22 protein-coding genes and 1 riboswitch are annotated in these 23,312 nt (G+C 49.4%); of the genes, 16 read left to right on the forward strand and 6 right to left on the reverse strand.

What is annotated here, in order from left to right:
- Window positions 1-4: 4 nt before the first annotated feature.
- Both CWE11_RS00635 and rpoS read left to right on the forward strand, forming a co-directional pair.
- Window positions 5-880 (forward strand): peptidoglycan DD-metalloendopeptidase family protein, encoded by an 876-nt coding sequence (locus tag CWE11_RS00635; RefSeq protein ID WP_126775673.1) that lies wholly within the window; start codon window positions 5-7, stop codon window positions 878-880.
- 24 nt (window positions 881-904) lie between these two features.
- Entirely contained in the window at window positions 905-1,903 is a 999-nt protein-coding gene (gene rpoS / locus CWE11_RS00640; RefSeq protein ID WP_126775674.1) for an RNA polymerase sigma factor RpoS, read from the forward strand.
- A 24-nt stretch (window positions 1,904-1,927) separates the two neighbouring features.
- Here the strand turns inward: rpoS and mutS are convergent, their stop codons facing one another.
- Window positions 1,928-4,477, reverse strand: a complete 2,550-nt coding sequence (gene mutS / locus CWE11_RS00645; RefSeq protein ID WP_126775675.1) for a DNA mismatch repair protein MutS — start codon at window positions 4,475-4,477, stop codon at window positions 1,928-1,930.
- An 88-nt stretch (window positions 4,478-4,565) separates the two neighbouring features.
- Here mutS and CWE11_RS00650 point away from each other — a divergent pair, with 88 nt between their 5' ends.
- From CWE11_RS00650 to CWE11_RS00665, 4 genes are all read left to right on the forward strand, one after another.
- Window positions 4,566-5,102 (forward strand): CinA family protein, encoded by a 537-nt coding sequence (locus tag CWE11_RS00650; protein ID WP_126775676.1) that lies wholly within the window; start codon window positions 4,566-4,568, stop codon window positions 5,100-5,102.
- 112 nt (window positions 5,103-5,214) lie between these two features.
- Window positions 5,215-6,261 (forward strand): recombinase RecA, encoded by a 1,047-nt coding sequence (recA, locus tag CWE11_RS00655; RefSeq protein ID WP_126775677.1) that lies wholly within the window; start codon window positions 5,215-5,217, stop codon window positions 6,259-6,261.
- A 287-nt stretch (window positions 6,262-6,548) separates the two neighbouring features.
- Window positions 6,549-8,309: a DUF885 domain-containing protein gene (locus CWE11_RS00660; RefSeq protein WP_241971681.1), complete on the forward strand. Its 1,761-nt coding sequence runs from the start codon at window positions 6,549-6,551 to the stop codon at window positions 8,307-8,309.
- 44 nt (window positions 8,310-8,353) lie between these two features.
- Window positions 8,354-9,427 (forward strand): patatin-like phospholipase family protein, encoded by a 1,074-nt coding sequence (locus CWE11_RS00665; protein ID WP_126775678.1) that lies wholly within the window; start codon window positions 8,354-8,356, stop codon window positions 9,425-9,427.
- Between the two features lie 47 nt (window positions 9,428-9,474).
- Here CWE11_RS00665 and CWE11_RS00670 read toward each other — a convergent pair whose 3' ends face one another.
- Window positions 9,475-9,675 carry a YfhL family 4Fe-4S dicluster ferredoxin gene (locus CWE11_RS00670; RefSeq protein WP_126775679.1) on the reverse strand — a complete coding sequence of 67 codons (201 nt, stop codon included), beginning with the start codon at window positions 9,673-9,675 and terminating at the stop codon, window positions 9,475-9,477.
- A 1-nt stretch (window position 9,676) separates the two neighbouring features.
- The gene (trhP, locus tag CWE11_RS00675; RefSeq protein ID WP_126775973.1) at window positions 9,677-11,026 is read right to left on the reverse strand and encodes a prephenate-dependent tRNA uridine(34) hydroxylase TrhP; all 1,350 of its coding nucleotides are present in this window, start codon (window positions 11,024-11,026) and stop codon (window positions 9,677-9,679) included.
- 164 nt (window positions 11,027-11,190) lie between these two features.
- Window positions 11,191-11,332, forward strand: a riboswitch (molybdenum cofactor riboswitch).
- On the opposite strand from trhP, the gene moaA reads away from it, so the two are divergent.
- The 9 genes from moaA to modC all read left to right on the forward strand — a co-directional run bounded on the left by moaA (window position 11,322) and on the right by modC (window position 17,205).
- Window positions 11,322-12,296 (forward strand): GTP 3',8-cyclase MoaA, encoded by a 975-nt coding sequence (gene moaA, locus CWE11_RS00680; RefSeq protein WP_126775680.1) that lies wholly within the window; start codon window positions 11,322-11,324, stop codon window positions 12,294-12,296. Its footprint overlaps the riboswitch before it by 11 nt.
- Before the next feature lies 1 nt (window position 12,297).
- On the forward strand, window positions 12,298-12,900 hold the full coding sequence (gene mobA / locus CWE11_RS00685) for a molybdenum cofactor guanylyltransferase (RefSeq protein WP_126775681.1): 603 nt from the start codon (window positions 12,298-12,300) through the stop codon (window positions 12,898-12,900).
- Window positions 12,881-13,426 carry a MogA/MoaB family molybdenum cofactor biosynthesis protein gene (locus tag CWE11_RS00690; RefSeq protein WP_126775682.1) on the forward strand — a complete coding sequence of 182 codons (546 nt, stop codon included), beginning with the start codon at window positions 12,881-12,883 and terminating at the stop codon, window positions 13,424-13,426. Before mobA ends, CWE11_RS00690 begins: the two co-directional genes overlap by 20 nt.
- 7 nt (window positions 13,427-13,433) lie before the next feature.
- On the forward strand, window positions 13,434-13,952 hold the full coding sequence (moaC, locus tag CWE11_RS00695; RefSeq protein ID WP_126775683.1) for a cyclic pyranopterin monophosphate synthase MoaC: 519 nt from the start codon (window positions 13,434-13,436) through the stop codon (window positions 13,950-13,952).
- Window positions 13,953-13,962: 10 nt separating this feature from the next.
- Window positions 13,963-14,211 (forward strand): MoaD/ThiS family protein, encoded by a 249-nt coding sequence (locus CWE11_RS00700; protein WP_126775684.1) that lies wholly within the window; start codon window positions 13,963-13,965, stop codon window positions 14,209-14,211.
- Window position 14,212: 1 nt separating this feature from the next.
- Window positions 14,213-14,677 carry a molybdopterin synthase catalytic subunit MoaE gene (gene moaE, locus CWE11_RS00705; RefSeq protein ID WP_126775685.1) on the forward strand — a complete coding sequence of 155 codons (465 nt, stop codon included), beginning with the start codon at window positions 14,213-14,215 and terminating at the stop codon, window positions 14,675-14,677.
- Window positions 14,674-15,465: a molybdate ABC transporter substrate-binding protein gene (gene modA, locus CWE11_RS00710; RefSeq protein WP_126775686.1), complete on the forward strand. Its 792-nt coding sequence runs from the start codon at window positions 14,674-14,676 to the stop codon at window positions 15,463-15,465. Before moaE ends, modA begins: the two co-directional genes overlap by 4 nt.
- Window positions 15,458-16,144, forward strand: coding sequence for a molybdate ABC transporter permease subunit (gene modB / locus CWE11_RS00715; RefSeq protein WP_126775687.1), 687 nt, complete (start codon window positions 15,458-15,460; stop codon window positions 16,142-16,144). The genes modA and modB overlap by 8 nt, the downstream gene beginning before the upstream one ends.
- A complete protein-coding gene (modC, locus tag CWE11_RS00720) occupies window positions 16,141-17,205 on the forward strand; it encodes a molybdenum ABC transporter ATP-binding protein (RefSeq protein ID WP_126775688.1) in 1,065 nt (354 codons plus the stop codon). The genes modB and modC overlap by 4 nt, the downstream gene beginning before the upstream one ends.
- A gap of 13 nt (window positions 17,206-17,218) precedes the next feature.
- Here modC and moeA read toward each other — a convergent pair whose 3' ends face one another.
- On the reverse strand, window positions 17,219-18,439 hold the full coding sequence (gene moeA / locus CWE11_RS00725) for a molybdopterin molybdotransferase MoeA (RefSeq protein ID WP_126775689.1): 1,221 nt from the start codon (window positions 18,437-18,439) through the stop codon (window positions 17,219-17,221).
- Window positions 18,439-19,086 carry a two-component system response regulator NarL gene (narL, locus tag CWE11_RS00730; protein WP_126775690.1) on the reverse strand — a complete coding sequence of 216 codons (648 nt, stop codon included), beginning with the start codon at window positions 19,084-19,086 and terminating at the stop codon, window positions 18,439-18,441. Before narL ends, moeA begins: the two co-directional genes overlap by 1 nt.
- Window positions 19,087-19,649: 563 nt before the next feature.
- On the opposite strand from narL, the gene CWE11_RS00735 reads away from it, so the two are divergent.
- A complete protein-coding gene (locus tag CWE11_RS00735; RefSeq protein ID WP_198675553.1) occupies window positions 19,650-21,302 on the forward strand; it encodes an MFS transporter in 1,653 nt (550 codons plus the stop codon).
- Between the two features lie 54 nt (window positions 21,303-21,356).
- Here the strand turns inward: CWE11_RS00735 and CWE11_RS00740 are convergent, their stop codons facing one another.
- Window positions 21,357-23,174, reverse strand: coding sequence for an ATP-binding protein (locus tag CWE11_RS00740; RefSeq protein ID WP_241971682.1), 1,818 nt, complete (start codon window positions 23,172-23,174; stop codon window positions 21,357-21,359).
- Window positions 23,175-23,312: the final 138 nt, after the last annotated feature.

The raw sequence follows: 23,312 nt of genomic DNA on the forward strand, positions 1-23,312 counted from the left end.
GTTTATGCGCCGATTGGGGATGTTACATGTTGTGGTTGGAGTCCTGATATTGCAGGGCTGCACGGCACCTCATGAGCCCGCTCCTGTCGAACGTGTTTACCGAGGGAAAACGTTTCTCGATTATGAACGCGCTTCGTTGAATCAAGAAACCTATCGTGTGCAAGCCGGCGAAACACTCTATTCCATCGCATTTCGCGCGAATATGGATTTACGGGAGATTGCCCAGCTCAATGGTCTCTCGCATCCCTATACTATTTTCGTCGGTCAAGAGCTGCGACTTCGCCCCTCAACTCCTGGGCCTTCGCCTCGTTCATCGCCCACCCAAGAAACGGTTGCGACTCGTTCTTCATCGGAGTATGGTGTAACAAACAATCAACAAAGCACACAAACCACAAGCGAACAAAGGGCCGGACCGAGCACACCGCGTTCAGAAAGCAGTGGAACTCCCGCTACACCTGTTGTTAGCTCACCCTCTGTGCAAACGCAACGCTCGGTTCCCACCGCTGATTTAAGGTGGCAATGGCCGAGTCGAGCGCGTGTGGTTCGCAGATTCTCCACCCACGAAACGGGTGGACGCGGCATGGAATTCGCTGGGAATCGAGGGGACCCAGTTCTTGCGGCCGCTGCGGGTCGTGTTGTTTATGTTGGGAGCGCATTGCGTGGTTACGGGCAGTTAATCATTTTGAAACATAATGATGATTACATCACTGCTTATGGTCATAACGATCAACTGCTCGTCCGTGAGCAACAATGGGTTGAGGCGGGCGAACAGATTGCGACGATGGGTAGTACCGGCCGGGAGGATGTCCGGCTTCGGTTTGAACTGCGGTTTCGGGGAAATTCGGTGAATCCGGAAAACTATCTTCCCCGTCAACGCTAGTGTCAAACACAAGGGGAGAGGAGTATGTCGATGCGTGAACAGGAAGACCATCTGAAGGACGACGATGATGCTGACGAATCAGAGGACCTGGAATTCTCTGGCGATGACAGTAGCAACGACAATGAGCGCGAGTCAATTGATGCTGAGCTTGAAGAAGCGTTAGCGAACAAAAGCAAGTATCAGCGCAAACTCGATGCGACTCAGATGTACCTCAGTGAAATCGGATTTTCGCCTTTGCTCACTGCAGAGGAAGAAGTCTACTTTGCCCGAAAAGCACTTAAGGGTGACCTCAAAGCACGCCAACGCATGATTGAAAGTAATTTGCGTTTGGTGGTCAAAATAGCTCGCCGTTACCACAACCGTGGTCTTGCTCTTCTCGATCTGATTGAAGAAGGGAACCTTGGGCTCATCCGCGCGGTGGAAAAGTTCGATCCCGAGCGGGGCTTTCGTTTTTCAACCTACGCGACATGGTGGATTCGCCAAACAATCGAGCGGGCTATTATGAACCAGACCCGAACGATTCGTTTACCGATTCATGTTGTGAAGGAGCTCAATATTTATCTCCGCGCGGCGCGTGAGCTTGCGCAAAAGCTCGAACATGAGCCCACGGCAGAAGATATCGCTCGGAGTTTAGAGAAACCAGTCGATGATGTTTCAAAAATGCTCCGCTTGAACGAGCGAATTGCATCGGTGGATACACCGATCGCGGGAGACAGTGAGAAAGGTTTGCTCGACATTATTGCCGATGAGAATGAGGATGGACCCGAAGGCGCGCTTCAAGACGAGGACATGCGTGAGCGTTTGTTGGGTTGGATCGACTCGTTGAATGCGAAACAAAAGGAAGTGATCGCACGGCGTTTTGGATTGCTCGGTTATGAGCCATCGACCCTCGAAGATGTGGGGCGCGAAATCGGTCTCACTCGCGAGCGAGTGCGGCAGATTCAAGTCGAGGCTTTGCGTCGTCTCAAGGAATTGATGGAACAACAAGGCCTCTCGAACGAATCCGTGTTCTCTCGCGAATAATTTAAAAATCAATTCATCGTGGCGCTATTTCATCGACTTTAATTGATAAAGTAGCGCCAACGCTTCCCGAGGGGATAAATCATCGGGATGAATCGCATCGAGCTGTTGCAAGCGGGGATCGATTGGCGAATCTTTCTGCTCAGCAGGCGCAGGAACGTCCAATGATAACTGTGCCCCCGCTGCGGTGTCGCGGTTATTTTCGAGCTCAGTCAGGCGCGCTCGGGCACGATGAATGACACGCTCAGGAACGCCAGCGAGTTGGGCTACTTGAATCCCAAAGCTCTTGCTCGCCGCGCCATCGCGGACGTGATATAAAAACGCGATCGTATCTCCATGCTCCGTCGCATCGACGTGTACATTCACGACCTCAGGATACAGGCTACTGAGTTCAGTTAACTCAAAGTAATGGGTAGCAAAGAGAGTCATGGCGCCAAGCTCTGCTAATGCCTCTGCACTAGCCCAAGCCAACGACATTCCATCGTAGGTTGAGGTTCCTCGTCCAATTTCATCCATTAGAACGAGCGATTGCGAAGTCGCATTATGAAGAATGGCTGCTGTCTCTGTCATTTCAACCATGAAAGTCGATCGCCCGGAGGCGAGTTCATCCGCGGCACCGATGCGAGTAAAGATACGGTCAATTGGACCGATCGTGGCGCGCTCTGCGGGCACAAAGCTGCCGGTGTGTGCGAGAAGTGCGATCAGTGCGGTTTGACGCATAAAGGTCGACTTACCACCCATGTTTGGTCCGGTTATCACATGGACGCGGCGGTCTTTTGTGAAGGTCACGTCGTTTGCAATGAATGGTTGCTCTGAAAAACATTCAACGACTGGGTGACGCCCCCCACGAATGGTTAGCTCAGCCTCGGTTGTAAATTCTGGTTTGATATAGTTTAAACGTTGGGCTCGTTCAGCGAAGCAACAAAACACATCAAGTTCAGCCAAATCACGAGCACAATCTTGTAGCGCTCCTAATGAGGGAAGCAGAGCTTCCAAGATCGCTTGGTAAATGGTTTTCTCAATCGCAAGTGCACGACTTTGACTTTGGAGCACTTGGTCCTCAAACGTCTTGAGCTCAGGAATGATATATCGTTCCGCATTTTTGAGGGTTTGCCGACGTTGATAGTCGTCAGGCACTCGATCTGCGGCTAAACGGCTGAGCTCAATATAAAACCCATGAACCTTGTTATAACCGACTTTGAGATTCTGGATTCCGGTCCGCTCGCGTTCACGGGCTTCGAGTGCGGCGAGCTGTTCGGTTCCTCCATCGCTGAGTGCCCGATAATGATCGAGGTCAGCATTGTAGCCAGGGCGTATGACTCCGCCATCGCGAATCAAGACAGGCGGATTATCAATGATGGCGCTCGCCAACAGCGAATGGACATTTTCGAACTCTGGGAATGCCTGCAGTACCGTCTGATTTGCCGCAAGAAGCGACGCATTGATCTGCGGGATATGTGCCAAAGCATGACGTAATCGCGCAAGATCGCGAGGACGGGCCGATTGCAAAGCAATACGCGCAAGAATTCTTTCCAAGTCGCCGAGTTCTCTTAGAAGGGGTTGCAGCGTGGCAGCCAGACCACTGTGAAGGATCGTTGCTACCCGATCTTGCCGAGATCTAAGTTGATGTATATCGCGCAGCGGCCTGTGGAGCCAACGTTTAAGAAGCCGACTACCCATGGGTGTCTTGGTTTTATCTAAAACCGCAGCGAGTGTGTGATTCTCACCACCTTGCAGATTCTCTGTTAGCTCAAGGTTACGTCGGGTACTCGCGTCGAGATGAATCGCTTCTCGTCCATATTCTTGTTGCAACCCACGAAAATGAGGAAGCGCAGCGCGTTGCGTGTCCTTAATATACTGAAGGACGCAACCCGCTGCGGGAATACCTGGATGATCACGCGCGATACCGAACCCCTGAAGATCATGAGTCTGAAACTGGCGAGTCAAGGCAGAGAATGCACTTTCGCTATCGAAATCCCACTCAGGACGCCGACGAAGACCATTGAACACCGCTAACGAGGGGGGTAAGACAAGCGTTTCTGGATAGAGTAATTCTGCTGGCTTTAGGCGTTCGAGTTCAGCGACCAAGGCTGCTTCACTCGAGGGGTGACTCACCACAAAGCGGCCACTGCTGATGTCTGCAGTCGCGAGACCCCAGCCACTGTCTTGTGGATAGATCGCCACCAATAAGTTTTCACGATACGCATCAAGTAGGGCTTCATCGGACACCGTCCCTGGCGTTAAGATGCGGACTACTTTCCGTTCGACAGGACCTTTACTCGTTGCTGGATCGCCAACTTGTTCACAAATGGCAACAGACTCTCCCATACGAATCAGACGGGCCAGATAGTTTTCCGCTGCATGGTAGGGGACTCCGGCCATCGGAATGGGACGTCCCGCGGATTGGCCACGTTGAGTTAATGAGATATCAAGCAGATCGGCGGCGCGCTCGGCATCGTCATAAAAGAGCTCATAGAAATCGCCCATTCGGTAAAATAGGAGAATATCGGGATGTTCGGCTTTGATCGCCAGGTATTGTTGCATCATTGGCGTGTGCGCAGAAGCTGATTTGCTCATGGGTCCCTGTTATTCTTATGTGATTCAGAGGTGATTGCGTAATGATCCTTAATTTGGTGGCAAATGCCAAGCGTGCTCCGCATAATAAATGCGCGAACAAGACTTTCAGCTTACAGGAATTTTTGGTGTGAACCTAGAAACTGAATTATCCGAATCACTGCATGCGCTTGCGAGTTTACTGAAGCAACGATATTGGCGGTTGGGCTCTGCTGAGTCATGCACTGGGGGAGGACTTGCTTATGCTTGCACGGCGCTGTCAGGAAGTTCGGACTGGTTTGAAGGGAGCATTGTAAGCTACAGCAATGCAATGAAAATCAATCTCCTTGGGGTGCCTGTGGAGACCCTAAAAGCATTTGGCGCAGTGTCTCACGAAACCGCGGAGGCCATGGTACGTGGATTGCAAACTGCGCTTGGCGTGCAGGCTGCGGTGAGTATTACGGGAATTGCAGGGCCAACGGGAGGAACGGCAAATAAACCTGTTGGAACGGTGTGTTTTGGATTCGCGATGGATAAAAACACATGGACTGATATCCAGTACTTTCACGGAGAAAGAGATGAAGTTCGCCGACAGTCGATTATCTACGCGGTGTCACAAATAATAAAATATCTTCGTGAAAACAAATAATTACATTAAGAATGAGCAGCCTTTCGAAAAAAAATTCTATCATAGCTTGATACTGTATAGATAAACAGTATACTTGACGAGGTACTTTCCTCAGGAATCTGGAGCAGCAACGATGAGCAACAACGATAACAAGCAAAAGGCACTGACCGCAGCCCTTGGTCAAATTGAGCGTCAATTTGGAAAAGGTGCGATTATGCGTCTGGGCGATAACCGAGCGATGGACATTGAAGCCATCTCAACGGGCTCACTTAGTCTTGATATTGCTTTAGGCATTGGTGGTCTCCCATGTGGGCGTGTGATCGAGATATTTGGTCCTGAATCGAGTGGTAAAACAACGCTCACCTTGCAGGTTATTGCGGAAGCACAAAAAAATGGCAAGACCTGTGCGTTCGTTGATGCTGAGCATGCATTGGACCCAGTCTATGCCGAGAAGCTCGGTGTGAATGTCGATGAATTGCTCGTTTCGCAGCCAGATACCGGAGAACAAGCACTCGAGATCTGTGACATGTTAGTTCGTTCTGCGGCGGTTGATGTCATTATTGTTGACTCGGTCGCAGCCCTGACACCCCGTGCGGAAATTGAGGGTGAGATGGGAGATACGCACGTCGGCTTACAAGCCCGCTTGATGTCACAAGCGCTCCGTAAGTTGACAGCCAATATTAAAAAATCAAACACCATGTGCATCTTTATTAACCAGATTCGGATGAAAATTGGCGTGATGTTTGGTAACCCAGAAACGACGACCGGTGGTAACGCGCTTAAGTTCTATTCTTCGGTTCGTCTGGATATTCGTCGCACCGGAGCACTCAAAGAAGGCGACGAGGTCGTTGGAAATGAAACGCGAGTGAAGGTGGTTAAGAACAAGGTTGCGCCTCCGTTTAAGCAGGCTGATTTCCAGATCATGTATGGCGCTGGAATTTCAAAAGAAGGTGAGCTGATTGACTTGGGCGTTAAGCATAAGATTGTTGAGAAATCCGGTGCTTGGTATAGCTATAAAGGCGATAAGATTGGTCAAGGGAAAGCAAACTCAATGAAGTTCTTAACTGAGAACCCAGCGATTGCTCAAGAAATTGAAAAGCGTTTGCGCGATATGTTACTTCTCAAGCCAACGATTCCTGCAGAAGAGGCGATTGCGAATCCGGGTGAAGAGGACGCATAGGTTCGCATCTCGGAAGGTTAAACAGAGAAAAAAGCCGAATTTTTATTCGGCTTTTTTTGTGTGAGATTCAGACAGACGGACTTTAGGATAAAGTAACCGGGGAATTAGTTTCGCTTCCATGTGTTCAAGGGTATGCTAGAACGAATAGAACAAAATGCGTGCTGCTGCTTGTTTTCCGAATTCTACGTAAGATTGGTTTTGATAGTGATAAGAGAGTATTTCCAGTGAACCGCTTCCATCGATTTTCCTCTACCTGTATTTTTCTCGGCATGTTAAGTACCTCGGTCATGGGACTTAGCGCATGCTCACCCGCACCGCAAGATTCGAGTGTGGTTCAACAGCAACAGGCGTCGCAGCTTCTTGCAGCCACTTTTGAAGAATATAGCCACGCATTGATGGCTCTTGAGCCAATGCGTGCGACCTTTCGAGGGCAACACCAATACAACGATCAACTACCGAATATCTTTAGTGCAGAGCACCGAGAGAGACGCCGCCTTTTAGAGGAAGAGTATCTCGCTGTTTTAAATCGCATTAACCCGGAGCTTCTGAATGCAGATGATCGGTTGAGCTATCGAATTTTTCGGTACGAGCGGGAGATGGAATTAGCGCGCATGGCGCATCCAGAGCATCTCATGCCACTCAATCAGTTTTATAATATGACCAATACTTGGGCGATGCTCGGCTCAGGGACTTCGGCACAACCATTTCGTGATGTGCGGGACTATGAGAATTGGGCGGCGCGAATGGAACGCATTCCAGTTTTGATTGATGAAATGATCACCAATATGAATGAAGGGATTGCACAGGGTGTCACTCAACCTCGAGTATTGATGGAGCGCGTGCAGACTCAAATTGCAGCTCATCTGGTGGATGACCTGCAAGAGAGCCTGTTTATGCGTCCAATTCTCTCGTTTCCCGAAGGTGTTTCCGAGGCGGATCAAGTGCGTCTTGCTGAGCGCTATGAAACCTTGTTGAGTGAAACCGTGCTTCCGGCGTATCAACGCCTTTTTGATTACCTAGAGCGCGACTATATTCCAGCATCGCGGACCGGCAGCTATGGGATTGGTTCTTTGCCTGGAGGGCAGGCATGGTATCAGTTCCTTGTGCAATGGCATACCACCACACCGATGACGGTGACCGAAGTTCATGAAGTTGGGCTTGCAGAAGTCGAGCGGATTCAGAGTGCTATTCAAGCCGTCATGGATGAAGTCGAATTCGAGGGCTCGATGGAAGCTTTTTTTGTGTTTACTCGCGACGATCCGCAATTTCACTACAGTTCCCGAGAAGAAATGCTTGAAGACTATCGCGCGTTCGCCGCAAAAGTCGATGCAGTATCTGATCGGTTATTTTTCCCAGAAATGCTCCCGCAAGCCGATTACGAAATTCGCAAGGTTGAACGGTTTCGCGAACGCAGTGCAAGTTCAGGAAGCTACTCACGCCCGAGTGAAGATGGCTCACGACCTGGAATCTTTTATTTAAATACCTATGATTTGCCGTCTCGTCCCACATGGGCAAAAGGTGCGCTCACTCTCCATGAAGCGGTTCCAGGCCATCATTATCAAATTGCGTTACAACAAGAACTGACGCATTTACCGGATTTTCGACGGTTTGGAAGCATCACCGCGTACATTGAAGGCTGGGGATTGTATTCAGAATCGTTGGGGGATGAATTGGGAGTTTATGATGCATACGACCGTTATGGTGCGTTGATTGCAGAGCTTTGGCGAGCGATTCGCTTAGTCGTGGATACGGGTATCCATGCGAAAGGGTGGAGTCGTCAAGAAGTACTCGATTATATGGCAGCGAATGCGCCAGTCGGTGAGGCAAGACGGGTTTCTGAGGCAGAACGATTTATGGCGCTGCCGGGACAAGCGCTCGCTTACAAAATTGGTCAGCTGCACATTCAGTCTTTACGTGATCGCGCAGAAGCCGCGCTTGGTGAGGGTTTTGATGTGCGAGAGTTCCATCGTCAGGTGCTGAAAAATGGCTCGCTTCCGCTAGCAATTCTGGAAGAAGAGATTGATGCGTGGATTGCACGTGAAATGTAACGTAAGCTTATTTTAGGGCAGTTTGGGTGATGTGAGGGAATGCGATGAAACCTTTAAAAATTGGTCTTGCGTTGGGCTCGGGAGCGGCTCGCGGTTGGGCGCACATTGGAGTTATTCGAGCGCTTGAAGAGATGGGAGTTGAGCCCGATATTGTGACGGGAACGTCGATCGGTTCGCTTGTAGGTGGTGCCTACGCTGCCGGGAAGCTAGACGAACTTGAACAGTGGGTACGCGATATGGACCGCTGGACTGTGTTTAATCTTCTTGATCTCGGACTGTCTGGCGGTGGAATGATTTCGGGCAAGAAGGTCTTTGATCATGCGCGCGAGCGCTTTGGGAAGACAGATATTCGTTCGCTCCAGCGTCGTTATGCAGCCATCGCCACGGATCTGTACACAGGAAAGGAAATTTGGCTCCGAGAAGGCGATCTTTTTAGCGTTGCCCGCGCCTCCTGTGGAATGCCTGGCTTACTCGCACCCACAGCGCATGACGGACGCTGGCTGGTCGATGGTGCATTAGTTAATCCGGTCCCAGTATCTCTTGCGCGCGCGCTTGAAGCAGATTTTGTCATCGCAGTTCATCTAAATTCTCAAGTTCATGTGGATGATGACGATGAGTTCCCACCACACGATCAAGCACCCCAAAGTGAAAACGATAAAACCGCGAAGGACGCGGAGCAAAAAGCGCGCGCGGAGCGTCAAGATGAGCTCGAGGATGAAGAAGAACAGGGGCTCTTTCAAAACTTTTTGGCTCGTAGTCAGAACTATATGGACCAAGTACGTAGCAAGTTTAATAAGGAACCGCGCTCACCAAGCATGCTCGGTGTGATGGCCGGTTCCATCGATATTATGCAGGAACGGATTACCAAAGCGCGTATGGCGGGTGATCCGCCGGATATCTTGCTGCAACCGAAACTTGGCAGCATCGGTTTGCTCGAGTTCGATCAAGGGGCTGATGCGATTCGTATTGGGTACGAGACAACCATGCGCTTGAAAGATTTAATTCTTGATGAAATCCGCATTATGTATAAGCGTCGGAATGGCGGTCCAACGCTTCCGAAGACTAAAAAGCGGAGTTCAGAGCAAAAGAAAATGAGTCCTTCCAAAGCTGGGAAATAAATTGAATAACCGCTCCGAGAAGGTTATTTCGATTAACTTCACTGAAGTTAAGGTTGCTTTGGTTGCTTGATAATACAATCGACCGGACACACAGGGATACACTGCGGTTGATCGTAATATCCCGCGCACTCGGTACAGGCGAGAGGATCAATCTGATAGTGAGCCGAGCCCAGATGAATCGCATCATTTGGGCATTCCGGTACACACATATCACAATTAATACAATCCGCGGTAATCTGTAATACCATATTAAACCGCCTGTCTTACGATTGCTTGCGCTGGACGATCCACAGAATCGTTGCGAAGAATCATCATATACGCGTCAACAGACTGCGTGTTCAATTCTTGGGGCACTTCAATCCATGCCATATAACCTGAGCCTGGAACGGTTGGAATTGATGTTCCGGCTACATCAAATAGTCCCACACAGCGTGTCGTGATGTTGCCCTGAGGAGTCATCCATTCAAGCATGTCTCCCAAAGAAAGTTTATTTTTCACAATAATCTCGGCCGTGCGCTTGCCTCCGACACGTGATTCAGTGCCGGTTAACTCAGCGACAATCTGTTGTGAACCCGGTTGATGACTGGATTGATAGTTTTGTAACTCCGATTGCGTTACATGCCGGCGTAAAAAGCCTTCTGTGAATCCTCGATTTGCCATCCCATCGAGTGCCACTAAAAGCTCAGGATTAAAAGGACGACCGGCTACAGCATCGTCGATAGCTTGTCGATACACTTGTGCAGTGCGGGCGACATAAAACGGCGACTTGGTGCGACCTTCAATCTTCAGCGAGTGAATACCCATGTGAGTCAGTTCTGCCACATGCTGAACGGCGCGTAAATCGCGGGAGTTCATAATGTAAGTTCCATGCAAGTCTTCAAACATTGGCATGAACTCCCCTGGACGCTGAAGCTCTTCAAGCATAACGGCATCCTGAAGCAATTTGGGGAGCGGATTGATTTGACCCACTGAGTCCTCCACGGCGGGACTTACACGATACTGCCAACGACACGCATTGGTGCAGGCCCCTTGATTTGGATCGCGCTTATTGAAGTACCCGGATAAAAGGCATCGACCTGAATAGGCCATGCAGAGCGCACCGTGAACAAAGACCTCTATCTCCATTTCGGGTACACGGGTACGAATCTCTGCGATCTCCGCCAATCCAAGCTCACGTGATAAAATAATTCGTTGAACACCGGCTTGCTGCCAAAATTTGACCGCCGCCCAGTTCACCGTATTTGCTTGGACTGATAAATGGAGAGTTTGATCTGGGAAATGCGTCTGTAGCAACCAGATTACGCCGGGATCAGATACAATCAGGGCATCCGGCTTCATGTCTATAATGGGACGAATTTGCTCGACAAAGTGCTGAATCTTCGCATTATGAGGTGCGATGTTGCACACCACATAGAATTTCTTGCCTTGCTGTTGAGCCTCAGAGATGCCTTCAGCTAGCTGTGGCAGATCAAATTCATTGTTGCGCACACGAAGGCTAAACCGAGGTTGGCCAGCATAAACAGCATCTGCGCCATAGGCAAAAGCCATCCGCATTGCTCGAAGGCTGCCTGCCGGTGAGAGTAATTCAGGTTGCACGATGGGGAACTCCGTCAGTTGGCTTGCATGGGCACAGTGTACGGATCCGCAGGTGCAGTTGTTTGATCTAGTGCAAAGATGAGGGCACATTGCCAATAAAACTACCCAAGGAGGGGTAGGGTACCACCTCTTTCCGGTAATGATATTTTTTTGATCCACCGATTAGTATACGCCTTGTACGCCGAGCCCGAAGCTCTTAGGCCATGTGTTTGCTGGTGATGAATTCGGAGCCGTGGCAATTCTGCCACCAGGGTCGTCTTGGAAACGAGGCGACCTCCCGACTAGGAAAGGTGTGGATATGCAACTGACAGACCGCTATGCGCGTCGCTTTCATTACTTGCGACTCTCAATCACTGAGAGCTGCAACTTCAAGTGCAACTATTGTTTGCCCGACGGGATGGATTGTGGCTCTCGTCGCGATGAACTTACGTTGCCTGAAATCGAACGTCTTGTTTACGCCTTTGCCCTCGCAGGAACACAAAAAGTGCGAATTACCGGGGGAGAGCCTTCGTTACGCCGCGATCTTACCGAAATTATTCGTATCTGTAAGGATACTCCGGGAATTCGTGAAGTTGCGATTACAACCAATGGATATCGTTTGGAGCGTGACATTGAATCGTGGCATGCGGCTGGACTTGATGCAGTTAACGTGAGTGTTGATAGTCTAGACACTGGTACCTTTCAAATGATTACCGGAGATAGCCGGCTACCGAGTATCTTACGTGGGATTGAAAAAGCGCTTTCGTTAAACCTACCGAAAGTGAAACTCAACGCGGTTCTCCTACGGGGCTATAATTTTGGCGAATTCGATCAATTCCTGAGTTACGTAAAGGACCATCCCGTCGCACTTCGCTTTATTGAGTTAATGCAGACCGGAGATAACCGGAAGTACTATCAACAGCAACACGTAAGTGGTTCAGTAATTCAGCGTCGACTTGAACAAACCGGATGGCAGCGAATTCAGAAGAGTAAAACAGCAGGTCCAGCGCAAGAATATGCGCATCCGGACTTTGCTGGCAAACTCGGTTTGATCATGCCATACAGCAAAGATTTTTGTGCTGATTGCAATAGATTGCGTGTCTCTTCCCGTGCGGAGTTATTTATGTGCCTGTTTGCGGCACAACATCAAAGTTTACGTCACTTACTACAAGACGATGCCCCCGATGCGGTCATCGAGTTTCTGCAACAGACGCTCCACAACAAAGAAGCGGCGCATCACTTACACGAAGAATTTACTGGAGCCACCCGTCACCTAGCGATGATTGGAGGTTAGTGTGCAGAGGATTTCAGGCATTCTACTGGCAGGTGGTCAATCACGTCGAATGGGCCGTGACAAAGCGTGGCTGCCGGTACCCTGCCATAGTACAAATAGCCCTCCCATTCTTTTGGAGTTCATGCTCGAGCGATTGTACACGGCCGGTATTGAGCGCGTTGCTGTGAGTTGCAACCGGTCCGATTTACCGCAGTCAATTCCTGGAAATATTCTGATTAGCGATCGTGGTATCTCGAATGGCCCGCTCACGGGGATTGCAAGTTGTCTTGATGCACTTCCTGACGGACGCGTCGTGATTATTCCTGTGGATATGCCAGGGTTGTCAATTAGCGCGATTCATCAGCTAATGCACCACACTGGTGTCGTGTGTTATCGAGACCATGCACTACCGTGTGGGATAGTTAACTGCACCGAGACGCGTTCGCTCGTCTCACAGCGTGCGCTGCAAAATGGGCGATCCGCATCGGTTCGAGCCCTGTTAGATGAGTTGCACGTAGAGCATCTACGCTGTAGTTCTCGAGATGGATTGATAAACACCAACACACCCGAGGAATGGCAGCAGTTTTGGGAACAGGAGAGGGGTTATGACAAAGCGTGTTGCTGAATTTAAGGCTCTTGGAGTGACCATTGTAACCTGTGGTCGTAGTCCGGAACGCCCTGATAGTACGGGTGACTATCTTCATCAGGCGCTGAATGATGCGGGGCATGAGGTGATTGCTCGGCATCGAGTGCCACATAATCGTCACCAGATTCGCGCTGTTGTGAGTGCATGCATTGTGGAGCCACGGGTCGATGTTGTCGTTTTAAATGGTGGGACTGGATTTGCGCAGGATAATCAAACAGTCCAAGCGATCACACCTTTGTTTGATCGCATGATCAGCGGGTTCGGCGAGATCTTTCGGCAATTAAGCTTCGCGGAAATTGGTGGCGCCAGTATTCAAAGTGAGGCCACCGCAGGGTTGGCGAATGGCACATTAATCGTTGCATTGCCAGGAGCTCAACAAGCCGCAGCCTTGGCATGGGAAAGAATCCTCAAAAACCAACTTGATGGGCGAACTGGCCCATGCAATTTCATTCCGCATCTAGTTTCCTCTCTGGGACCGTGTCGGAAGTCAGAGCTAACGAAGTGAGAAACGAATGAACCACGAATTAACCCATCTGAATCAATCCGGTGAAGCACACATGGTGGATGTTTCACAGAAAGAAACAACACATCGAATGGCTCGCGCTGGTGCCGTTTTGCAGACAAATCAAGATGTCGTTGCATTGGTAGAACAAGCTTCCGCCAAAAAAGGCGATGTCATAGCGACTGCGCGTATTGCTGGAATCATGGCAGCGAAGAAAACGTCAGATTTGATTCCGCTCTGCCATCCATTAGCACTGACCCAAGTAAGTATTGATGTGGAAATGCAACCTCAGCAAGGAAGAATTTATCTAACCGCACAGTGTGTGGTCGCCGGACAAACGGGTGTCGAGATGGAGGCTTTGACGGCGGTGTCAATCGCGGCACTAACCTTATACGACATGTGCAAAGCGGTTGACCCCAGCATGACGATAGAACAGACGTATTTGATTGAGAAAACTGGCGGCAAAAAAGGCCATTGGAAATCTGTCAAAGGTAATCTCGCGCATCACGCGACGAGAGATTTAGGGTAGGTAAAAAGGTATGACTCGAATTCGATTTTTTGCATTGCTGCGCGAACGTCTAGGTGTTAGCGAATGGCACTACGCGCAAGAGAAACCGGTAGACGTTGAAGCACTTATTCGGATCCTCAAAGCTGAAAGTCTTGCGTGGGAGACCGAGTTGAATGCGCAAGAGGTTCTAGTGGCGGTAAATCAAGCGTTAGTCGAACGATCATTTATCGTTAACCCAGGCGACGAAGTCGCGCTTTTTCCACCGGTTACCGGGGGCTAAGATGAAGACGATCATCCGCGTACAAATGGAAGCCTTCTCTGTTGGTGACGAATATGAGCGACTCACGCATGATCCGGATTGTGGAGCAGTTGTCACCTTTACTGGGCTAGTCCGTGATTTGCCTCACGCGGCGATCCAAGCGTTAGAACTAGAACATTATCCGGAAATGACCGAGCGTATGCTTCAGGGTATCGCAGATCAAGCGCGTCAGCGGTGGTCTGTGCGCGGGATAACGATTATTCATCGGATCGGTCGCCTGACCAGGAACCAGCCGATCGTGTTTGTGGGCGTGGCAAGTGCACATCGCCATTCCGCCTTCCAAGCTGCAGAATTTATAATGGACTTCTTAAAAACCCGAGCTCCATTCTGGAAGAAAGAGGAAACCAGTGATACCTGCTACTGGGTTGCGGCGAAAGCCAGTGATCAGCGTGCTGCGAAGCGCTGGGAACAGGACAGCGCTCAATGAGAATGATGCTCTGGGTTGTGCGGGTTTTGCTGTGTTTCGGCTTAACTGCTGGGACCGTATATCCTGCGCATGCTGATAGACCCTTGCAGCTAGCCGTTGCATCGGACTTGCGCTTTGCAATGCAGGATATGATTCGTGCCTATAACGATAAATATCCTAACTACCGAGTCCAATTGATTTTTGGCTCGTCCGGTAAGTTGACCACACAAATTCAACATGGCGCCCCCTATGATATCCTCTTCGCTGCAGACATCGCATTTCCCGAGCGCTTGGTTAGCGCAGGGCTTGCAGCGGGCGATCCTGAGCCCTACGCTCTTGGAAGGCTCGTATTGTGGAGTCGTCATCTTCCGGTGGAGTCGCTAGGAATCGAAACTTTGGAGCAGCCCCGTGTCCGCCGGATCGCCATCGCCCAACCGCAGCACGCGCCCTACGGTATGAGAGCACAGCAAGCACTCGAAAAACTCGGGCTATGGGATACGCTCAGTCACAAAATTGTCTATGCGGAGAATATTGCGCAAGCAGCGCAAATGGCTCAATCCGGTGCAGTTGATGTTGCGATTATCGCGCAAGCATTGGCGCGTTCATCGGGAATGCAACATCGTAATTATTACTTATTAGATGAGGCACTTCATGAACCCCTTGTACAAGGCTTTGTCGTTACAATTCGAGGAAACACACATCCGCAGTTAAATGATTTTCTTAAATTTATCCAGTCGAGCGACGCGGCCGTAATCAAGCAGCGGTATGGTTTTGGGTTGATATCCACACTGGAAGCACGCAATGATTGAGCTTTCAGGCGCCGACTGGCAGGCAATTCAATTAACTTTGAAACTCTGCGCGTACACCACGATCATTTTGTTATGCATCGCTACGCCAATCGCATGGTGGCTTAGCGGAGGACGTAGCCCTCTGCGTACATTTGTGCAAGCAATTGTAGCACTACCCTTGGTGTTACCACCGACAGTACTTGGCTTTTACCTTCTTCTAGTTCTCGGTCCTGAGGGGTTGATCGGTGGAACGCTCGAATCATTCGGCGGGAGACATTTGGCATTTAGTTTTGAGGGGATTCTGTTCGCCTCAGTGCTCTATTCAATGCCTTTTGCTGTGCAGCCGCTTTATGATTCATTTTCACGCCTTGGACGACGGCCTGTGGATGTTGCTGCGAGCTTGGGAGCGGGGCCATTGGATCGTTTCTTTACCGTCGTCTTACCCATGTGTCGCGGTGGATTTGTGGTCGCTGCCACGCTCTCATTTGCTCACACCATTGGAGAGTTTGGAGTCATTTTGATGTTGGGCGGAAGTATTCCTGGAGAAACCAAAGTACTCTCTGTTTTAATCTACGATCATACAGAAGCGATGAATTACGGAGCAGCGCATCAACTTTCCCTTATGTTGTTGGTGTTCTCTTTATTGGTGCTATTTACGGTCTACGCGATCAACAAACGCTTTGAGGTTGTTCGCATATGACGTTGACAGTAAAAACCCATTGGCATCGTCCAGACTTTACGCTTTCGGTGGATATGGCGTTTCCATCGCAAGGTATTACGGCTTTATTCGGTCGCTCAGGTTGCGGAAAAACCAGCCTATTTCGGGTGATATCTGGACTGGAACGGGTTGCAGACACGTATGTGTCTTTTCAAGGCCGAGCCTGGCAAAGCAACGCGCAGTTTGTGCCTTTGCATCACCGTCGAATTGGATTTGTGTTTCAAGAGGCAAGCCTGCTCGAGCATCTCTCAGTGCGAGATAATTTACTGTATGGTTACCGCCGAACGCCAGAAGCTGAGCGACGCTTGCAGTTAGATGAAGTCACTGACTTACTCGCTATCAAACCGTTATTGAATCGCCGCATTCATGAAATCTCAGGTGGCCAGCGGCAACGAGTGGCACTCGGCCGAGCTTTACTCTCAAGCCCACAGTTACTGTTACTGGACGAACCCTTTGCCGCACTCGATAGCGCAACGAAGAACGAAATTATTCCTTATGTCCGTGAAATGACCAATCGCTGGGCGATCCCCGTTATTCTCGTTAGCCATGATGTGCGCGAAGTAGAGCAACTTGCAGACTATGTTGCATTGATGGAGGAGGGCACCGTTCGGAGTTTGGATACCCTTGAGCAAACCATGCGTGATCCACACAGTCCGTTATTTCGTGAAGTGGAGCCCGCCACAGTTCTCAGTGGAAATGTCACTGCACAGTCCGGTCCTCGGATTTTTCAGATCTCTGACGGAACTTGCACTTGGTTGACGCATTCACCTCGCCCATTAACAATCAATGAATCGGTTCGCTGTCAGGTGAAGGCATCCGATGTCGCCATCGCCTTACAACCACTGCAAGGAATAAGTATTCGAAACCAGTTTGTTGCGGTTGTTGAGTCGCTCGGGAATGAGCAGGGTGGTCCTGTGCTCCTGAAATTAGAGAACGGTCATCTCATATTTGCAGATATCAGCGAAGAAGCTGTTGATGAGCTTCGCTTAAAAGTCGGGCAATCCGTGATTGCCCTGATCAAATCAGCTGCAATTCTTGTGTGAGCTCTCTCTTGTTCTAAAAATAAGGGGCTTGCAAAATCTCGACGGTTACCTTCTCACCGGGTTGAACGCTACCTTGTTCGTTCGATAGACGGATTAAACAATTTGCATGGCAAATGGAAGAGAGCATTCCAGAACCTTGTGGACCTGCGCTGAATACCTGATTTATACCATCTTTAGTCTTCAGAACACCGCGTTGGAAATCCGCCCGGCCAGGGCGTTTTTTCAGAGGCTCACCTGCCACCGCATGAATGAGAAGTGGGGGTGTTGATAATTTACCTGCTAATTTATATAACGCAGGAAGTGCCAGTTGCTGCAATGTTACAGTTGCCGAAACAGGATTCCCCGGAAGACCAAAAAACCAGCTGCCATTCACTTGCCCAAAGGCAAAGGGTTTCCCGGGTTTCATCGCAACCTTCCAAAACCCGACATTCCCCATTTTTTCGATCACTTGCTTCGTATAGTCTGCATCGCCGACGGAAACACCTCCCGAACAGACAATTGCATCCGCTCGACTCGCTGCGGCAACAAAGGCATCGGCAATTTCCATTTCATTGTCGGGGATAAGTCCAAGATTCAAAACGTTAAATCCCGCTCGCTCAAGCATAGCGTGAAGCACGAAGCGGTTGCTGTCAAAAATCTGATCGGAGCGACGAGGCTGACCAGGCTGAACCAATTCATCTCCGGTAGAAAATAAGGCGACGGTCAGTGGCTTGTAGACATTTAGCGTTGCGATGCCGAGCGATGCAAGGAGCCCAACATCCACTGGACGGATTTGATGCCCTCTCGCAAACACACGGGCACCTTGCGATAGTTCTTCACCTCTGCGTCGAATATGTTGCCCTATTTTGAAACTATTTAAGACGGTCATCTCCCGTGTGTGCGAATCCAATGAAGTGTCTTCGATTGGCACCACAGCATTCACTTCTTCCGGTACGGCAGCACCCGTCATAATGCGTATTGCTTGGCCACGTTTGATTTTTCCTTGAAACGGATGTCCAGCAAGCGCCTCTCCTATGACTTCAAATGTATGCAATCTAGTTTTGGTTTCGACCTCGTTAACCACCAATCCATAGCCATCCATTGCTGAATTGTTGTAGGCAGGGATATCGAGTTCGGAGATCACGTCCGCGGCTAAGATTCGGTCGACGGCCGCACTTAGCGGTATTTGTTCGTCTGTCATGCGCAACGAGAGCTGACCGAGCATGTGTTGCAGTGCTTCGGAAATGCTGAGCATTATGAGTTTCCTTGTTGGTTCACCATCCACACAGCGGCCTCAACGCGAGAGCGTAAGCCAAGTTTTTTCAAAAGGTGCTTGACGTGAACTTTTACGGTCCCGTCGGAGATGTCTAACTCTCTTGCAATAAGTTTGTTACTCAAACCTTTGGCAATTAAGCTCAGGATTTCATACTCGCGATTGGTCAGGTTATTTAAATCGGCCGTGTGACGGGAACTCGGCTTTCTGAGAGCAGATGCTAAGATCTCTGTGACCGCCTCGCTCATGACCATTTTGCCGTTCAAGGCGCGTTTCAGTTGGGCGATCAATTGCTCGGGATCCATATCTTTTAGCAAATAGCCATCAGCGCCAGCACTGATGGCTTCAACGACATCCTCATCCGCATCGGAGACAGTGAGCATAACAATACGCGAGGTGACGCCCGCATCGCGCATAGCGCGCAGGGTCTCCAGGCCGTCCATTCCTTGCATATTGAGATCAAGTACGACTAAATCCGGGTCAAGCTCAACAACCTGAGGTACCGCCTGCGCGCCACTGTTTGATTCACCAACGACCTTAATTTCATCTTCAAACTCGATTAACTGCTTCAAACCTTTGAGTAGCAGTGGGTGATCGTCTACGAGGAAGACGGTGAATTGTTCAGACATTGGGCTCTCCTTGATGTGTTTATCGGTTGGTTGGCGAAGCGCCACATTGATAGGGCTTATGTACCACTATTAGCGCGCATACGCTCTCTGAAAACATTGACCTAAATCATATTAGCAGGTGAAGTGCCCTCAACCGAGGTACACCGAAATATTTAAACGATTGTTTTGTTGATTTTTAACTTATTGAAAAATATACGCTATCAAATAAATTCACGCCCGATATACCTACTTAGGAGTACTTCTTATGCCTCAGTTTACGGTCAGGCGCCAGGGCTATTGTAAGACACCGTGCAAAGGCTTTCGTTTGTGATCTTTTGGGATACCTCTCCTGTCCTATGACCCTGTGTGAGTGGCTTGGCTAGTGGGTCTTTATTCTAAAAAGCAATATAAAACAGTGACTTGAAAATACTTAGAATACCAATTTGCGAGTAAGTAAAGGACAAGGGCGTCATTTGTATCCGCTTTACCGATGTTTGCGAACCAAGTGTAATGCTCCGGTCCTGTTCCATTATCGGGTCGCGTAGAACGAAATATTCCGTCGACCCATACGCTGGAGAATCAACATGAGTCAAAATAATGTCGGTGGCGTTTCCAAACGCAACACAAAGCGATTGAATGCTGATATCGACCGATGGGATGTCGAAAACCCCCAGTTTTGGGAGAATACCGGGAAGCGGATTGCGACACGGAATTTGTGGATTTCGATTCCGAACCTTTTGTGCGGATTTGCCCTTTGGATGATGTGGGGAATTATTACGGTCCAGATGTTAAATTTGGGTTTTCCCTTTGAAGCCAGTGAACTCTTTACGTTAACCGCAATTGCTGGGCTATCTGGTGCGACCTTGCGTATTCCAGCTTCCTTTATGATTCGCATTGCCGGCGGACGAAACACGGTGTTTTTGACCACTGCACTTCTATTGATTCCAGCCTTCGGTGCGGGCTTCGCGTTACAGAATCCTGATACTCCGTTATGGGTGTTCCAACTCCTTGCACTTGTTTCTGGGATCGGTGGAGGTAACTTCGCCGCCTCTATGAGTAACATCAGTACCTTCTACCCAAAGAGCCAACAGGGCCTCGCCCTTGGTATGAACGCTGGGTTGGGTAACTTCGGTGTGACAACCATGCAAATATTGATTCCCGCAGTAATGACAGTCGCGCTTTTTGCTTGGCTCGGAGCGGGTGAAAGTATGACACTGATTCGTGATAGTGGCACCTTAATTGGCCGAATTGAAGCTGGATCAGAAACCTACATTCAAAATGCCGGATTTATTTGGGTGGTGATTCTGATTCCGATGGTAATTGCCGCATGGTTTGGTATGAACAATCTGCGGACCATCACACCTCAAATTAATTCCACATTCACTGCATTCTTGCAAATCCTGGGATTGTACGGAATCGGTCTGTTCACGGCCGCTGTGGGGCTTTATTTGTACTTGCCTGCACCAACAGGGTTGGGAATTCTTAATCCGTGGCTCGCGGTGTTGTTGATCACGGGTGGAACTCTATTCTTGATGCGTATTATGCCTGGTCGGATTGGGGAAAACTCGAAGCGTCAGTTTGCGATTTTCAAGAATCAGCATACCTGGTCAATGACGATTCTGTATATCCTCACCTTCGGCAGCTTTATTGGCTTTTCCATGGCGTTGCCCCTCTCGATCACCGTGATCTTTGGGAGTTCTGCAGTGGAGGTTAATGGTGTGATTGAGCGGGTATCTAATCCCAATGCGCCCAGTGCGCTGACTTGGGCATGGATTGGTCCATTCGTTGGTGCGCTCATTCGCCCGGTCGGTGGTTGGATATCAGATAAGTGGGGTGGCTCGATCGTGACACAATGGATTGCGATAGTCATGGTTTTTGCCTCGGCAGCAGTGGGTTATGTGATGATGCTTGCTTATCAGTCCGAAACCCCTGAGCAGTATTTCCTGACGTTTATCGTACTCTTTATTTTAATATTTGCTGCAACTGGAATCGGGAATGGCTCTACCTTTCGCACGATAGGGGTTGTGTTTAACCAGGAGCAAAAGGGACCGGTACTCGGTTGGACTTCTGCGGTTGCCGGTTTCGGTGCATTTATTGCTCCGATGGTCATTGGTGATCAAATCCGAGGTGGAACGCCGGAATACGCAATGTATGGATTCGCAGTCTTTTATGCATTGTGTTTGGGATTGAATTGGTGGTTCTACTTGCGAAAGAATGCAAAAATTAAAAATCCATAATAGGACGCAGTGACGTGAAATCGCCCAGCATCAGCTGGGCGCTTTTTTCTCAGGCTAGTAAACCTCGGTTATCGGAACAGGAGATTTCAAATACATGGGTGTAAACTCGAAATAGACTCCGGTTCCACCCTCCGGACGCTTTTTAATATTGACCTCGCCACCTAAATGACGACCACGCTCGCGAATAATGGCAAGCCCATAATGATTCAGTTTTTCAGGTGTGTCGGGAATGCCCACGCCATTGTCTTCTATGGACAGCAAAATCCGATGCTCTGAGAGTTGCTCTATACGAATCCATACATCGCTCCCTTCGCTGTGGTGAATGGCGTTTTGACAACCTTCACGAATGATTTGTAAAAGATGAATCTCCTCATGCGGCGCGAGCGGAGCATTTTCGATACGTGATTCTACATGAACCCGCAATGAGCCTTGGTTTTGTAATTGTTTCGCGGTGTTATGCAGCGCCTCAAGAAATCCACCACCGTCCACTTTTAACCGGAAGGTGGTCAATAACTCTCGAAGTTGTCGATACGCTGAATCCAAGCCCTGTTTGAGCTCTTTTGATACGTCCTCAATCACGGCTTTATTATTATGTTCTATCGCTTTATTAAGCCGTGTAACCTGAATTTTCAGATAGGATAGTGCTTGGGCCAAGGAATCGTGCAATTCTCGGGCAATGACCGTGCGCTCTTTGACGAGCGTTAGGCGTCTTACTTGGTCTTCCTCATTGCGCACACTTAACGCGAGTGCGAGTTGATCTGACACAGATTGCAGGAGCTGCTGTTGCCAATCCGCTAGCTTCTCATCGAGTTCAAGACGACAAACGAGCACACCGAAATGTTGCGCGTCACGACGGAGTGGAAAACGATAGATGCGTTTGCCATTTTCTTCGGCACAGGTCTCGCCGCGATAGACGCAGTCATCACAATTCAAGCTGACACATTTCCCCTGAACGTTATCGCCTTGGAACTGTAAATATGGCGCTGAACCTCCTTCTGTGAGCAAACAGAGTTCGATGTCTGGCACGTCAAGGAGCAGTCGCAAGCGTTGAATAATCTGCTCAAAGTTATCGAAATTAACCGCTTTTTCGTTTGTTTTTTGGGCAATGTCGTACAAGAACATCAGGGTGGTGTGACTATGCTGAAGACTCTCGGTCTGCTCCTGTACCCGCTGTTCGAGCCGGCCATACATAAACCCGATGGTATCGCTCATTTTATTCATCGTTTTTGCGAGGGCACCGAGTTCGTCGTCAAAAGGGACGTGAACTCGTGCAGTGAAATCGCCTTGAGAAATGCGCTTTGCTGCTTGTCCAAGTTGAATTAACGGTTTTTCGAACCGCGTTTTTAATGAATGCATGACAAGAACAGTGACAAGGAGTGTCGCGATCAATGAAATAATTAACCACACTCGAAGTTGTTCAATCTTCGACTCAGCACTTTGTTGAATCGAAGTTACTAATGTATCTATCGCATTCACCTGTGCCGCAATGGCTTGCTCTAGGGCATGACCATCTAATCGTTGTTGGTCTATATCAAAGCGCAAGGTCTGCCAACGGCTATAGGCATCTTGATAGAGGCTTCGACTGCGTGCATCGCTGTAGGTATAGCGGCGGAAAATAGGGTGTTGCCATGACTGCTCGATTCGATTAAATGCTTGCTCTAGTTCTCCTGAGCTTGGTTCTTCGCGTAAGACTAGAAATCCAATTTGATAAGTCTGCATTCGGAGCGAGCCTGCCACGTTAATCGCTTCCGGATCTTCGTTTACGCGCTCGGAAAGCCAATACGATGCGATCAGTGTTACCACCGCGAGCGCTACAACGAGTAGCAGCCCAAAACTAATGCGTGCGATGAGCGAGACTGGGCGGTTATTCACGGGGAATACCTCTTTTTTGTTTTGAGCCATTTCTTGGCTAGGTAATGACTATTCAAATTACTCTGAAAGGCCTTATTTCGCAGGCATTTAAGGGCTTAACTCAAATACTCCATTGTGGGTAAAGCCCTTGTATTCTGC

The sequence above is a fragment of the Aliidiomarina sanyensis genome, assembly GCF_003987175.1.
Lineage (GTDB): Bacteria > Pseudomonadota > Gammaproteobacteria > Enterobacterales > Alteromonadaceae > Aliidiomarina > Aliidiomarina sanyensis.

Coding starts and splice junctions, on each gene's coding strand:
- moaC (WP_126775683.1), top strand. CDS start 13,434: ATGAACCACGAATTAACCCATCTGAATCAATCCGGTGAAGCACACATG.
- CWE11_RS00700 (WP_126775684.1), top strand. CDS start 13,963: ATGACTCGAATTCGATTTTTTGCATTGCTGCGCGAACGTCTAGGTGTT.
- CWE11_RS00635 (WP_126775673.1), top strand. CDS start 5: ATGCGCCGATTGGGGATGTTACATGTTGTGGTTGGAGTCCTGATATTG.
- narL (WP_126775690.1), bottom strand. CDS start 19,086: ATGTCTGAACAATTCACCGTCTTCCTCGTAGACGATCACCCACTGCTA.
- CWE11_RS00665 (WP_126775678.1), top strand. CDS start 8,354: ATGAAACCTTTAAAAATTGGTCTTGCGTTGGGCTCGGGAGCGGCTCGC.
- recA (WP_126775677.1), top strand. CDS start 5,215: ATGAGCAACAACGATAACAAGCAAAAGGCACTGACCGCAGCCCTTGGT.
- moeA (WP_126775689.1), bottom strand. CDS start 18,439: ATGCTCAGCATTTCCGAAGCACTGCAACACATGCTCGGTCAGCTCTCG.
- rpoS (WP_126775674.1), top strand. CDS start 905: ATGTCGATGCGTGAACAGGAAGACCATCTGAAGGACGACGATGATGCT.
- modA (WP_126775686.1), top strand. CDS start 14,674: ATGAGAATGATGCTCTGGGTTGTGCGGGTTTTGCTGTGTTTCGGCTTA.
- modC (WP_126775688.1), top strand. CDS start 16,141: ATGACGTTGACAGTAAAAACCCATTGGCATCGTCCAGACTTTACGCTT.
- CWE11_RS00670 (WP_126775679.1), bottom strand. CDS start 9,675: ATGGTATTACAGATTACCGCGGATTGTATTAATTGTGATATGTGTGTA.
- CWE11_RS00735 (WP_198675553.1), top strand. CDS start 19,650: ATGAGTCAAAATAATGTCGGTGGCGTTTCCAAACGCAACACAAAGCGA.
- CWE11_RS00650 (WP_126775676.1), top strand. CDS start 4,566: ATGCGCGAACAAGACTTTCAGCTTACAGGAATTTTTGGTGTGAACCTA.
- CWE11_RS00660 (WP_241971681.1), top strand. CDS start 6,549: ATGGGACTTAGCGCATGCTCACCCGCACCGCAAGATTCGAGTGTGGTT.
- modB (WP_126775687.1), top strand. CDS start 15,458: ATGATTGAGCTTTCAGGCGCCGACTGGCAGGCAATTCAATTAACTTTG.
- mutS (WP_126775675.1), bottom strand. CDS start 4,477: ATGAGCAAATCAGCTTCTGCGCACACGCCAATGATGCAACAATACCTG.
- moaA (WP_126775680.1), top strand. CDS start 11,322: ATGCAACTGACAGACCGCTATGCGCGTCGCTTTCATTACTTGCGACTC.
- CWE11_RS00690 (WP_126775682.1), top strand. CDS start 12,881: ATGACAAAGCGTGTTGCTGAATTTAAGGCTCTTGGAGTGACCATTGTA.
- moaE (WP_126775685.1), top strand. CDS start 14,213: ATGAAGACGATCATCCGCGTACAAATGGAAGCCTTCTCTGTTGGTGAC.